This is a genomic window from Sphingomonas sp. BK481 (genome assembly GCF_014194875.1).
In the GTDB taxonomy this organism is placed as follows: domain Bacteria; phylum Pseudomonadota; class Alphaproteobacteria; order Sphingomonadales; family Sphingomonadaceae; genus Sphingomonas; species Sphingomonas aerolata.
The window spans coordinates 81784-96007 of the sequence record NZ_JACIAP010000011.1; the positions used below are offsets into that span (position 1 = coordinate 81784).

General features: G+C 66.2%; 7 protein-coding genes. 1 reads left to right on the plus strand and 6 read right to left on the minus strand.

Translation table 11 applies throughout. The features are described from left to right. Window positions 1-5: 5 nt before the first annotated feature. The 5 genes from FHY04_RS18040 to FHY04_RS18060 all read right to left on the minus strand — a co-directional run bounded on the left by FHY04_RS18040 (window position 6) and on the right by FHY04_RS18060 (window position 10410). On the minus strand, window positions 6-2348 hold the full coding sequence (locus FHY04_RS18040) for a GH92 family glycosyl hydrolase (protein WP_183937349.1): 2343 nt from the start codon (window positions 2346-2348) through the stop codon (window positions 6-8). A 22-nt stretch (window positions 2349-2370) separates the two neighbouring features. After that, window positions 2371-3816 carry a glycoside hydrolase family 125 protein gene (locus tag FHY04_RS18045; protein ID WP_260171616.1) on the minus strand — a complete coding sequence of 482 codons (1446 nt, stop codon included), beginning with the start codon at window positions 3814-3816 and terminating at the stop codon, window positions 2371-2373. Beyond that, window positions 3813-6170 (minus strand): GH92 family glycosyl hydrolase, encoded by a 2358-nt coding sequence (locus tag FHY04_RS18050; protein WP_409349177.1) that lies wholly within the window; start codon window positions 6168-6170, stop codon window positions 3813-3815. Before FHY04_RS18050 ends, FHY04_RS18045 begins: the two co-directional genes overlap by 4 nt. Then, a complete protein-coding gene (locus tag FHY04_RS18055) occupies window positions 6167-7183 on the minus strand; it encodes a glycoside hydrolase family 43 protein (RefSeq protein WP_311725489.1) in 1017 nt (338 codons plus the stop codon). Before FHY04_RS18055 ends, FHY04_RS18050 begins: the two co-directional genes overlap by 4 nt. A 143-nt stretch (window positions 7184-7326) precedes the next feature. Next, window positions 7327-10410, minus strand: a complete 3084-nt coding sequence (locus FHY04_RS18060) for a TonB-dependent receptor (RefSeq protein WP_183937352.1) — start codon at window positions 10408-10410, stop codon at window positions 7327-7329. 403 nt (window positions 10411-10813) lie between these two features. Between FHY04_RS18060 and FHY04_RS18065 the strand changes: the two genes are divergently transcribed. Continuing rightward, the gene (locus tag FHY04_RS18065; RefSeq protein ID WP_260171617.1) at window positions 10814-13162 is read left to right on the plus strand and encodes a GH92 family glycosyl hydrolase; all 2349 of its coding nucleotides are present in this window, start codon (window positions 10814-10816) and stop codon (window positions 13160-13162) included. Here FHY04_RS18065 and rsgA read toward each other — a convergent pair. Further along, entirely contained in the window at window positions 13159-14157 is a 999-nt protein-coding gene (rsgA, locus tag FHY04_RS18070) for a ribosome small subunit-dependent GTPase A (protein WP_183937354.1), read from the minus strand. The genes FHY04_RS18065 and rsgA overlap by 4 nt on opposite strands. Window positions 14158-14224: the final 67 nt, after the last annotated feature.

The window sequence follows — 14224 nt, forward strand, 5'->3', positions numbered from 1 at the left end:
CGCCCTCAAGCCCGCGTCGGGCGCGGTCCGGGGTGATAGGATGGCGGACGATCCGCCTTCGCCGTGCCGAAGCGTGACGGCTTGTCCCCCATCACGAAGGCGAGTTCGCCACCCCGGGCGAGGTCCGCATGCCTGATCCAGTTCTTCGTCCAGGGCTTGCCGTTCCACCGCACCGACTGGACATAGGGCGCCTGCGGACCATTGCCCGACGCGGTGATCCGAAGCGTCTTCCCGCCGCCCAGCGCGACCTCCGCGGCGTCGAACAACGGCGAGCCGAACACATAGACCGCGCTGACCGGATCGACCGGGTAAAGGCCGAGCGCGGAGAAGATGAACCACGCGCTCGTCTGCCCGCAATCGTCGTTGCCGATCACGCCGTCGGGATCGGCCTTGTACATCTCGGTGCACAGCCGCCGCACCATCGCCTGCGTCTTCCACGGCGCACCGGCATAGGCATACATGTACGCGGCATGCTGGTCGGGTTCGTTGCCATGCGCATATTGGCCGACCAGCCCCGAAATGTCGGGCGGCGCGTTCTTGGGCAGGGTCGACGGCGCCGCGAACAGCGCGTCGAGCTTCTTCACGAACCCGGCATCGCCGCCGAACAGGTCGATCAGTCCATAGATGTCGTGCTGGTTGAGGAACGTCGCCTGCCAGCCATTCGCCTCGGTATAATCGCGGTGCTTGTCGGGGTTGTGGCCAAGCTGGATCGGATCATAGTCCGCCCACCAGGTCCCGTCCGCGAAGCGCGGCCGTGCGAAGCCGATCTTCGGATCGATGACGTTGCGGTAGTTGAGGCTGCGCTTGCGCAACGCCTGCGCGTCCGCGGAGGCGCCCGCCGCGTCCGCGAGCACCGCCATCGCCCAGTCGTCATACGCATATTCCTGCGTCCGGCTGACCGATTCCCAGACCTTGTCGGCGGGGATGAAGCCGAGGTCGTAATAATAGCCGCGGCCGAGCGTGCTTTCGAGATCGCGGAAGCTGCGGTCGAACGCACGGCGGCGGATCTGCGGCCAGGCGGCGGCATAGTCGGCCTTCACGCCCTTCACGCACGCCTCGGCCAGCACCGACACCGAATGCCAGCCGATCATGCAGGCGGTCTCGACACCCTGGAGCGGCCAGACCGGCGAACCCGCCGGGCTCTGGATCGTCTGGCGGACCAGATCGCGCGTGAACTGCGCGGCCTTGTCGGGCTGGACCAGATTGAGCAGCGGGTGCAGCGCGCGATACGTGTCCCACAGCGAATAGGTGCTGTACGCGGTGTCGCCCGCCGCCGCTGTGTGCACGTTGCGGTCGAGCCCGACATAGCGGCCATCGCGGTCGGTGAAGAGCGTCGGCGACAGGAACGTATGGTACAGCGCGCTCGCCATGATCGTGCGCTGATCGGACGTGCCGCCCTCGACACGGATACAGTCGAGCTGCGTCTGCCAGGTCCGCGCCGCCGACCGGCGCACGCTGTCGAACTGCCAGCCCGGGGCCTCGCCCGCCAGCGCGGCCTTGGCGCCCGCGACGTCGACCGCGGAGATGCCCGTCTTGATCAGGATCGGTTCGCCGCCCGCCTGGTCGAAGAACAAAGCGACCTTCAGCCGGTTGCCGGTGATCGCCTTCGCGCCCGCGGCTGCCGGTGTGTCGTCGTCGCCGAAGAACTCGACACGGTCGGGGCGGCGCGACAGCTGCATCGCGAAATGGATCCGCCGACCCTTCGCCCAGCGGTGGACGCGGCGGCTGCCGGTCAGCATGCCGTCGGGCGACAGCGCCAGCGACGCCTCGTCGATCAGCACACCCTTGTCCCAGACGTCGAGGATCATGTGCGCGAAGTCGATCAGGATGTGCCCCGCGCCCTGCGGGAAGGTGTAGCGGTGATGCCCCGTCCGCTCGGTCACGGTCAGCTCGGCGAGCACGCCCGATTCGAGCTTCACGCGGTAATAGCCGGGCTCGGCCAGTTCGTCGGAGAAGCGCTGGCGATAGCCTTCCTGCGGCTTGTCGAGCGCACCGGGTTTCAGCTTCAGCGGCCCGCGCGTCGGCACGACGAGGACGTCGAGCATGTCGCCGATCCCCGTTCCCGACAGATGCGTGTGGCTGAACCCCATGATCGAGCCGTCATCCTGGTGATAGCCCGAGCACGCGTCCCAGCGGCTGTTGTCGGTGTCGGGGCCGAGCTGGACCATCCCGAATGGCAGCGACGGCCCGGGATAGGTGTGGCCGTGCCCGCCCGTGCCGATGAACAGATCGGGCTTGCCCGCGGTCGGGCGCTGGCCCTGCGCGGTGGCAGCGGCGGCGGGCAGCACGCCCGCAAGGCCGGCAAGCCCGGTGGTGGCAAGCACCTGGCGGCGGTTGGCGGTGGTCATGTGTCTCTCCCGTGAATCCATGTCAGTAGCGCGCGGCGAGCAAGCCGGGCTTGCGGCGCTCGAGGTCGAGGATCAGCTCGCCGAACAGCCCGTTGGCCCAGGCGAACCAGCTGCGCGTGAATTTCGTCGGATCATCCTTGTGGAAGGATTCGTGCATGAAGCCCGTGCCGCCATGCGTCGTCTTCAGCCATGTCAGGCACTGGCGGATGACGGCGTCGTCATCGCTGTTCATCGCATGCGTGACGATCGACATCGGCCAGATCATGTCGAGGCCGATATGCGGCCCGCCGATCCCCTGCGCGGCCTTGCCCGCAAAGAAATAGGGGTTGCGGTCGCTCCAGGCGAGCGCGGCGGTGCGGCGGAACAGCGGGTCGGCGCGGTCCGCGGCGCCGAGCAGCGGCAGCCCCGACAGGCTCGGCACGTTGGCGTCGTCCATGAAGATCGCATTGCCGAAGCCGTCGACCTCATAGGCCCAGACCTCGCCGCCCTGCCCGTCGGGCATCCGGCCATGCGCGCGCAGCGCCGCCTCGACTTCGGTCGCCAGCGCCTCGCTGTCCGCCGCGCCCGCGGTATCGCCGCGCGCCTCGCGCTGGACCGTCGCCAGCATGCGCAGCGCCGACACCGCGAACAGGTTGGACGGGATCAGAAAGGGGTAGAGGCACGCATCGTCCGACGGGCGGAACATCGAATGGATCAGCCCGACCTTGCGCGTCGGTGCGCCGTATCCCTCGAACATCAGCGTCTCGGTGGGCGAGACGTTCAGCCGCTGGAAATGATACGGACCCTTGCCGTCCTTGCGCTGCTGTTCGCGGAAGGTCGCGACCGCGCGGACCATCGCCTGCGCCCACAGGTCGTCGAACGGCGTCTTGTCGCGCGTCGCTGTCCAGTAGCCGTGCGCGAGCCGCATCGGGTAGCAGAGCGAGTCGATCTCCCATTTTCGCTCGGCGACGCCCGGCTTCATCTCGGTCTGGTCGGTCCGCGCGCCCAGGTTCGATTTCGCGGTCGGATCGTCCATGAACGCGTTGGCGTACGGGTCGATCAGGATGCAGCGCGCCTGCCGTGCGATCAGCCCGACAAAGACCCGGCGCAGCCCCGCATTCTTGGGTGCGAGATGGACATAGGTCTGCATCTGCGCCGAGCTGTCGCGCAGCCACAGCGCCTCGATATCGCCGGTGATGACGAACGCGTCGGGCTTGCCGTCGACCATGCCCAGCCGGACCGTGGTGTCGAGCGTGTTGGGGTAGCAATTCTCGAACAGCCAGGCGAGTTCGGGGTCGGCGATCTTCGCCTTCACGCGCGCGATCTCGGCCTCGACTGCGGCGCTGACGAAGCGACGCTCGCCACGCGGCGGGCGCTTGCTCGCCAGCGGCGCGGCGACCGCCCCGCCGGGCAACGCCGTCGCCAGTGCGAGCGCCGCCGCGCCGGTCATCACGTCGCGGCGGCGGGGGGTGAAGCGCGCGTCGCTCATGGCTTGGCCACCGGTGCGCTCATCGAGAAGGGCGCAGCACTGCTCGCCGCCCCCCATTTCCGGTTCGGCGTCGGCCCCATCACGAAGCGCAGCGTACCGCCCTTCTGCAGCGCCTCGCGCGTCAGCCACGGCTTGTCGTGCGGCGTCCCGTTGAAGCTCGCCGACTGGATATAGACATTGCCCGGCCCGTTGTTCGCCGCCTCGATCGTCAGCCTCTTGCCCCCCGGCATCGTCAATTTGACGGTGCGAAACAGCGGACTGCCGATCGCATATTGGCCGACCGCGGGCGTGACCGGATAGAAGCCGAGCGCCGAGAACACGTACCAGGCCGAGGTCTGGCCATTGTCCTCGTCGCCCGGATAGCCGTCGGGCGTGGGCGCGTAGAGCTTCTTCATCACGTCGCGGACATGATATTGCGTCTTCCACGGCGCGCCCGCCCAGTCATAGAGATAGGGCATGTGCTGGATCGGCTGGTTGCCATGCGCATATTGGCCCATGTCGACGATCTGCATCTCGCGGATCTCGTGGATCGTCTGCCCGTAATAGCTGTCGTCGAAGATCGGCGGCGTGGTGAAGACCGAATCGAGCCGCTTCACGAACGCCTCCTTGCCGCCCATCAGGTCGGCGAGCCCCTGCACGTCCTGCATCACCGACCAGCTGTAATGGAGCGCATTGCCCTCGGTGAACGCGTCGCCCCATTTATACGGGTTGAAGGGGGCCGACCAGCTGCCGTCCTGGTTACGACCGCGCATCCACCCGCTCTGCGTGTCGTAGAGCTTGCGGTAATTCTGCGCGCGCGCGGCATAGAGTTTCGCATCCTCGGTCTTGCCGAGCGCACTCGCCAGCCGCGAGATCGAGAAGTCGGCGGTCGCGTATTCGAGGCTGCGCGCGGCATTCTCGTTGATGCCGACGTCATAGGGCACATAGCCCAGCCGGTTGTAATATTCGACGCCCTCGCGCCCGACCGCGCCGACGACCTCGCCCTTCTTGTCGACCGGACGCCCTTGCGAGGTGGTCGCATTCTTGACCATCGCCTCGTACAGCGTCTCGACGTCGAACCCGCGCACGCCGTTCAGATACGCGTCGGCGATCAGGTTCGCCGAGTTGGACCCGATCATCACGTCGCGGTGGCCGGGACTCGCCCATTCGGGCAGCCAGCCGGATTCTTTGTAGGTGTTGACCAGCCCCTGCATGATCTCGCTGTCGCGCTCGGGATACATCAGCGCGAAGAACGGGAAGACCGCACGCCACGTGTCCCAGAAGCCGTTGTCGGTATAGAGAAAGCCCGGATGCACCTTGCCGTCATAGGGACTGTAATGGACCGTCTGCCCCTTGGCATCGACCTCGTGGAACATGCGCGGGAACTGCAGCATGCGGTAGAGCGCGGAGTAGAAGGTGCGCCGGTTGTCGATGTCGGGATCGCTCACCTCGATCCGGTCGAACTCGCGCTGCCAGACCGCCTTCGCCTTGGCCTTGGTCTGCTCGAAGCCGTCGCCGCCGATCTCGCCGCGCAGGTTGCGCTCGGCCTGGTCGAGGCTGATGAACGACGACGCGACCTTGACGCCGACCTGCTCGCCCTTGCGCGTCTTGAAGCTGACGACCGCGCCGACATGATCGCCCTCGCGCACCGGCGTCGCGGCGATCTGGCCATTATCGTCCCAGGTCCGGCTGACCGTGAAGGCGTGGTCGAATTCGGCGACGAAGTAATTGTGGAAATTGCCCGGCACGCCGCCGTGATTGTTGCGGACATAGCCGGTGATCCGGCGCTTGGCCGGATCGACCGACACCATCGATCCGCCCGCATAGCCATCGAGGATGATGTGCGCGTCGTCGCTTTCGGGGAAGGTGAAGCGGAACTGCGCGGCGCGGTTGGTCGGCGCGACCTCCGCGGTCACGTCGTAATCGGCGAGATAGACCTTGTAGCTATAGGGCCGGCTCTCCTCCGCCTTGTGGCTGTACCACGAGGCGCGTTCGTCCGCCTTGACCTTTAGCGCGCCGGTCGTCGCCATCAGCGCGAACGCGGCATAATCGTTCATCCATGGGCTGGGCTGGTGCGTCTGCTTGATGCCGTTGATCTTGTTGGCGTCATAGGTGTAGCCCCAGCCGCTGCCCGGCTTGCCCGTCACCGGCGTCCAGAAGTTCATCCCCCACGGCACCGCGACCGCGGGATAGGTGTTGCCGTACGACAGAGTATAGTCGGAATCGGTGCCCATCAGCGGGTTGACGATGTCGACCGACGGCTGCGCCTCGGCGCTGGCCGCAGCCTGTGCCGACAGCGGCACCGGTGCGATGAGCGCGATCGACGCGACCGCCGCCACCGTGCCGCGCAATGCGGCGATTACCCTGTGTCTCACATCGCTCTCCCAGATGAATGTTCGTCGCGTCCTGAAGCGGTTGACCCGGCACGGATCGGCCGCGGCGCGACGCCGGTATCGGTCATGACGACGGGCTTGATCGTCCCGTCGGCGGCAAAGACCATGCGGTCGACCGCAATCTGCCGGTGTTCGCCGCGATCGGTATCGAGCGGCCGGCGGTGATAGGCGATGTACCAGTCGTCGGTGCCGGGCACGTTGACGACCGAATGATGCCCCGCGCCGCGCGCGATGCGCAGGTCCTGCGACAGGATCTTGCCCTTCGGCGTGAACGGCCCGGTCGGGCTCGGCGCGGTCGCATAGGCGACGCTATAGTCCGGCCCGGTCCACCCGCCCTCCGACCACATCAGATAATAGACGCCGTGGCGTTCGATCATGAACGACCCCTCGACATAGCCGGGGGGCGTGATCTCCTTGAACATCGTCCCGTCGGGAAACGGCAGGACGCGCTTCAGGTCCGGGCTCAGCCGGACGACGTTGCAATGCCTCCAGCCGCCGTAGAAGAGATAGACCTGCCCGTCGCGATCCCGGAATGCGAACGGATCGATCGGCTGCGCGCCGTTATGGAACGCGCCGACCAGCGGCTTGCCCAGCGCATCCCTGAACGGACCGCCGGGCGTCGCGCTGACCGCAAGCCCGATGCCGCCCAGCTCACCATCGCTCTGGATGTCGTTCGCGCTGAAGAACATGTAATAGCGCCCGTTCGCCTGGAGCACCGACGGCGCCCAGATCGCATAGGCGGCCCAGCCCGCATCCTGCACGTCGAACACGCGGCGATGCTTTGTCCAGTGCACCAGGTCGGGCGACGAAAGCGCGTCGAAGAACGTCTGCATGCCATAGGACGGGCGGACCGTCTTGCGCAGTCGGGCCGCATTTTGCGCAGGCGTGAAGCGGCTCGGCGCTACGGGCTTTCCGGCATGGTCGGAATAGGTCGGGTAGATCCAGTATTGCCCCGCGAACACGCGGATCTCGGGATCGGCATACCAGCCCGGCACGATCGGGTTTGACGCGGTCGCCGCTCCGCACGCGAGCAGGCCCGCCAGCGTCAGGGCCCGGCGCAGGACGCGGGAAAATCTATCAAAAAAACGGTGGCTCCGCGAAGGAGCCACCAGGGGAGAGGAAGGTTTTGGCCCCGCCATCAGAAGTTGAACGACACGCCGACATAGGCACGGCGCCCGAAGTAATTCCGATAGACGAAGCGATCCTTGGTATCGTTGCCGAGATGCTGGCTCTCTTCCGACTTGGTCAGGTTGATGATCGAGGCGGTGATGTTGAGCCGGTCGGTCAGCGCATAGGCGGCGTTGAGATCGACCTGTTCATAGGGGCTGGTATAGACGTTCAGCCCCGACTGGAGCCCGCCGACGACCTCGCCGCGACGGTTGTACGACGCGCGGACCAGAACCTTGCCATGTTCGTAGAAGACCGAGGCGTTCATCTGCGTCTTCGCGCTCCCGACCAGCGCGGACGAGCCGACCGACTGGCCGTCGAGCGTCACGTCGGCGACCGACGTGTCGTTATAGGTGAAGTTGACCTGCGCACCCAGCCCGAAGGACAAAGTGTGCTGCGCATAGAGCTCGACACCCTGCGACCGCGCGTTCGATCCGTTCGCGACCGTCGAATAGGGCTGGATCAGCACCTGTTCGCCCGCCACCTCGCGCGTGACGTTCAGCACCAGCGGCACGACGAAATCGGACACGTCCTTGCGGAACAGCGTCGCGCCCAGCACCGAGCCGCGATGGAAATACCATTCGATGCCGGCGTCATACTGCCATGCCGAGAACGGGTTGAGTTCCGAATTGCCGCCTCTGCCCGACCAGCCCTCGAATTCGCCGAACTGGCCGCGGTCGAACGCATATTCGGGCGAGCGATAGGTCAGCGACCGTTCGGAGCCGAGATTGGCGAAGGACGGCCGTGAAATCACCTTGGCGACCGCACCGCGGACGAGCAGGTCCGGGGTAATCTCGTACGACACGTTGAAGCTCGGCAGCCAGTCCGTGTAGGTCTTGGTCTGGTCGGCCCGCGTGTTGACGATCGTCTCGCGGACGTTCAGCGGCAGGAGCTGGCAATTACCGTCCGCGCCGAGTGGCCGGTTCGGATCGAACGAGCCGTTCGGCCCGTTGACGCAATAGTCGTTCAGATACTGGAGCCGGTCGGACGTGTTGCCCGACTGACGCGTATTGGCCATCCGCACACCGATATTCCCGCGCAGACCGCCGGTGCCGAAGTTCGCCTGGGCGTAACCGGCGAAGACGCGCTCACCAAGATCATAGACGAAGTCGCGCTCGTTGACGCGGACCGCGTCGCCATAGGTCGCGTTCAGATAGCTGAGATACTTGTCGAAATTGATCCCCGGCATGACGTTGGCGTTGAACCCGCCGTTGACGTTGCCGATCGGGTTTTCATAGAAGAATTCGGGCCGTGCGACCGCGCCCGCCGCGGTATCCTGATAGCGCAGCTCGCTGGCCGCATCCGCATACCATTCATTGCGTCCGGTCTCGCGGTGGATGCTCAGGTCACGCCATTTGCCGCCGATCTGCACCGATTTCAGGAACCCGTCGAACCGGCGCGTCAGGTCGAGCTGAAGATACCGCTGCGCCAGGTCGCTGTTCGTGAAGCTCGAATTGGTCGAACCGACGTCGATCTGCGCGATGCCGTTGCGGATGTTCTGCTGCAGATCGGGCGAGAAGGTGAAATCGCCGATCCCGTTCGAAACGTCCCAGTTGCTCACCAGATTGCCGTTCTGCTCCTGCCCCGGCACCGTCACGCGCGGCTTCGCGGCGGCGCTGAACCGCGCCGACGGCCCGCCGCTCGACTTGGTCTTGCCGAGCTTCAGCACCGCGTCGAACCGGTCCTGGCTGTACTTGACCTCGGTTTCGAACGTGTTCGAGACCTGCTTCTCGCGGCTGTAGGTGCCCGCGATCTGCGGCGTTTCCATCGTGCACGGGGTCGCACGGAGCAGACAACCCGTCCCCGCCGCCGGCACCGCAAAATTCGCAGACTGGAAGATCGTCCCGCTCTTGTCGAGCGTCGCGCCGGTAAAGAAGTCGTTATAGCCCCATTCGGGGATCTTGACGGTATTCGAGGTGAAGTCGCTGCTGTAGCCGAAGCGGAAATAGTTGGACGTCACCGTGACATTGTCGAACGGGCGGAACTGCGCCGTCGCCTGGATGCCATAGCGTTCGCGTTCCTGGTCGAACACTTCGGCATTGACCGTCTGCGGTGCCCAATAGCCTGAATAATGCGTGCCGTCGCGCGTGGTCGTGCCCTGCCCCGGCCAATAGGAGATCGCGTCGTCATTGGCGAAGGGCTTGCCGTTGACGTCGGTCGCGGGCGTCAGGACATTGCCCTGCGCGTCGCGGTCGCTCCACCACAGCCAGCTTTCCGCCTCGCTGCGCAATTCGCGGTTGGTCCGCTTCTGCCACACGCCGCCGACGAGCAGGCCGAACGTCTCGTCCTCGTTCTTCCACGACAGCTGTCCGCCGAGCTGCGGCTCGAACTTCTCGGTGGTGTCCGAATAGGTCCCCTCGGTCGAGACGAAGCCCGACCAGGCCGGGACGTCGAACGGCTTGCGCGTGTTGAGGATGATCGTGCCGCCGACACCGCCTTCTTCCAGCCGTGCCTCGGGCGACTTGTAGACCTCGGTGCTGGCGATGAAGCTCGACGGCAGCAGGACATAGTTGAACGACCGCTGTGGATCGCCGCTGTCCGCGCCGGCCAGGAAGTTGCCGTTGAGCAGCGTCAGCGTCAGGTCGGACTGGAGCCCGCGGATGCTGACCCGCGCGCCTTCGCCGCCGTCGCGCGTGATGACCACGCCCGGCACGCGCTGCAGCGCGTCGGCGACGTTCTTGTCGGGGAACTTGCCGATGTCCTCGGCGGTGATGACGTCGACGAACGCATTGGCTTCGCGCTTCTGGTTCAGGCTCTTCTCGATCGAGCGGCGATAGCCGGTGACGACGATATCCTGCTCACCCGCAACGGCCGACGCGGTGTCCGCCGTCTGGCCCGAGGGCGCGGTCGCCGTCGATGCGGGCGTTACCGCGTCGGGCGCTCCGGTCGTGTCGCCGGTCTGCGGTGTCGTGGCGGCTGCGGGCAATGGCGGCGCGACCTCCTGCGCGCCCGCCGTCCCGGCCAGCGCCGCGCTCAGGCTTGCGCCCGCGAGCAGAAACCGCAGCGCGCGGCGGCGATGCGACGGAACAGCATATAGTGTCTTGGTCGCGCTCATCAGACTTCCCCTTTTCGGCGTGCGGGACGTCCTTGCCCCCTCACGTCTCCCTGCCGATCGCGTGCCTGCCCCCGTATTCGGGTGGGACGTCCGGTTCATCGGATCATCACGGTACGTCGTCTTTGCTTGCCTATTTGCCAATTATAAAAGTAAATTGTCAAATGGATTATGCGGAGCAGATTTGTGCCGTTTCGGTCTCAACATTCGCAACATTCGCCGCGGCTCGGAACTTGGCCGAACCGGCACTAATCCTGCCGGGCGGTTCGCCGGCGGCGCGCCGTCTTGCCAAATCGCCCCGCAAACTGAATGCTGTCGTCTTCAACTCGGCCGGTATCAGCACCCGGCCTTGCCGCTCCGGCCCCAGACTCCGGAGCCCCTTCCCCTCCCAGACCGGGTGACCGCCATGCCAATGCTCAAGCGTCTCTGCCTCGCCGGATCGGCGCTCGCCCTGCTCGCCGTGTGCCCCGCCCCCGCCCAGACTGCGCCGCGACCTAGCGACTCGGTCGATCCGCTGATCGGCACCGGTGGTGAGGGGCATACCTTCCCCGGCGCCGTCGCCCCGTTCGGCATGGTCCAGCTCTCGCCCGACACCGACACCTCCTGCGTCCTCCGCGACTGCTATCCGCACGCCGCGGGCTATCGTTACGACGACCCGACGATCGTCGGCTTCAGCCACACCCATTTCTCCGGCGCCGGCCATTCGGATCTCGGCGACGTCCTGGTGATGCCGGTCGCCGGCGACGACGTGCCGATGGACCCGGGCACGCCCGCCGCCCCCGGCTATCGCTCGCGCTTCTCGCACGCCACCGAAACCGCGAAGCCCGGCTATTACGCCGTCACGCTCGCCGATCGCGGCATCCGCGCCGAGATGACGGCCGGCTCACGGGTCGGCGTGCACCGCTACAGCTTTCCCGCAGGCAAGGCGGCGCATCTCGTTCTCGACCTCCGCTCGTCACTCTACAATTACCCCGGCAAGATCCTGTGGTCTGGGCTGCACCTGCGCGACGACGGCGTCCTGACCGGCTTTCGCGAAACCCGCGGATGGGCCCCCGGGCGCAAGCTCTTTTTCGCGATGCGCTTCTCCGCCCCCCTGACGGGCCACGCACTCGTCAACCGGGAGACCGCCATTCCCTACAAGGGGTTCCAGGGGCCGGGCCGCGACAGCGACGCGCTCGCGGAAAAGCTCGGGCAGGCGCTCGAGGCCCGTCTCGATTTCGGCGTCCTGACGAAACCGCTCGAGGTGAAGGTCGGGATCTCAGGCGTCGACGAAGCCGGCGCGCTCGCCAATCTCGACGGTGAAGCGGGCGGCTTCGACGATATCCATGCGCAGACGCAGGCCGCCTGGGACACCGCGCTCGGCGCTGTCACGTTCGAGGCCGAGGCGCCGATGCGCCGCATCTTCGCCACCGCGCTCTACCACAGCCTGTTAGCGCCGAGCATCTGGAGCGACCGCGACGGCCGCTATCGCGGACCCGACGACCAGATCCACCAGGCGACCGACTTCACGGTCCGGTCGACCTTCTCGCTCTGGGACACGTTCCGCGCGGAACACCCGCTGCTCACGTTGATCCAGCCGGAAAAGACGAACACCGACATCGTCCGCTCGCTGCTCGCCAGCCAGACGCACAGCCCCGACGGTATCCTCCCGGTCTGGCAGTTCGCCGGGCGCGAGACGTGGACGATGATCGGCTATCACGCCGTACCCGTCATCGCCGATGCCTATATGAAGGGGATTGGCGGCTTCGATGCCAATGCGGCGCTGGACGCGATGGTCGCGAGCGCCGACCATGCCAGCTATGGCGGTCTCGGCGAGTATATCGCGCGGGGCTATGTGCCGATCGACAAGGAACCCGAAGCCGCCTCCAAGACCGTCGAATATGCCTATGACGACTGGACGATCGCGCGAATGGCGCGAAAACTCGGCCGGTCGGATATCGCCACGCGCTTCGAGAAGCGGGCGGGCAACTGGCGCAACAGCTTCGACGCGTCGTCGGGCTGGCTCCGCGCGCGAAAGACCGACGGACAGTTCCGCACCCCCTTCGACCCGACCGCAATCAACTACGGCTCCGACTATACGGAGGGCAATGCGTGGCAATATAGCTGGTTCGTGCCGCAGGATCAGGCGGGGCTGTTCCGCCTGCTGGGCGGCGACGCCAAGACGATCCGGAAGCTCGACGCGATGTTCGATTTCGACCTGTCGAAGATCGACTACAGCCACGCCGAGGATATTGCCGGGCTGATCGGCCAGTATATCCACGGCAACGAGCCGAGCCATCACGTCGCCTATCTCTACAGCTATGCCGGGGCTCCCTGGCGGACGCAGGAGCGGCTGGGGCAGATCGTCGCCAGCCAATATGCCGACACGCCGGCGGGATTGAGCGGCAACGACGATCTCGGACAGATGTCCGCCTGGCTTGTGTTCACCGCGCTAGGCTTCTACCCGGTCGCACCGGGCGCGAACGAATATGTCATCGGCCGCCCCTTCCTGCCCAAGGCGACACTGATGTTGCCCGGCGGCAAGCGGTTCGTGATCAGCACGGACAATTTCTCGACCGCCAATCGCTACGTCCAATCGGTCACATTGAACGGTCGGCCCCTCACCCGCACCTATCTTCGCGACGACGAGATCCGGCAGGGCGGCGACTTGCGGTTCGTGATGAGCGCTCGGCCGAACCGGCAATGGGGGAAGAGCGAATCGTCGCGCCCGTTCTCGACCTCGACCATGGCTGCAAGCCCCCCGACGCGGCGCTAGCGGGGGCGCCGTCGGGATGTGCGTGCGGTGGTGGCGGCCTCGCCCGCTTCCAGCGCACGCCAGCGCGCAAAGCGTTCAGGCGTCAAAGTGCCTGCATCGATCGCCGCGCGCACCGCACAGCCCGGCTCTCCGCCATGCGCGCAGTTCGAAAACCGGCACTCCTGCGCGGCGAAGGTAAAGTCATCGAACACTTCCGCGATGCCCGCGGCCGCGTCGGACAATTGCAATTCGCGCATGCCCGGCAGGTCGAGCAGCCAACCGCCCTGGTCGAGCCGGTGCATCTGGCGCACCGTCGTCGTATGCCGCCCCGTCCCGTCATGTTCGCGGATCGCCTGGGTCGCGATGCTTGCGGATCCGCGCAACGTGTTGACGAGCGTCGACTTGCCAACGCCCGACGACCCCAGAAAGGCGACGGTCTTGCCGATACCGCACCAGGCGGCGAGCCGCGCGACAGCGTCAGGTTCGCGCCCGTCGACGGTCTCGACGATCAGTCCGGGCTCGATCGCGCGAACCGCGTCCACATAGGTCTCCGGCGTGTCCGTCAGGTCGATCTTGGTGAGGATCACGACCGCATCGACCCCGACCTCACGTGCCAGCACAAGATAGCGCTCCAGCCGCGCGACGCTGAAATCCTGGTTGCACGACGCGACGAGGAAGACCGTGTCGACATTCGCGGCGATCATCTGCTCACCGCGCGGGTCACCCGGCGCACGGCGCTTGAACAGGTTTTTGCGACCGAGCACACGCAGCGCCTGTGCCCTGTCCGCGCTGGTCAGCAGCCAGTCGCCGACGGTCGGGTGATCGTCCGACGGCGTGGCACCGGCAATATAGGGCGAGAGATCGCCAGCCCAGCCCGACCCTGCCACGGCAATCTGGCCGCGGTGGACGGCCATGACCCTGGCGGGATGACAATAGGCGGCTTCGGCGGCCGAGATCTGGTTCTCGAAATGTGCGTCCCAGCCAAGCTGTTCCAGGGTCTGATCAGCAGAATCCATAAGGGTGCAGCAGCATCTTTCCTTGCGGGCCGGTCCCCGGCCCTCCCGTCTACGATCCGGTCGTATA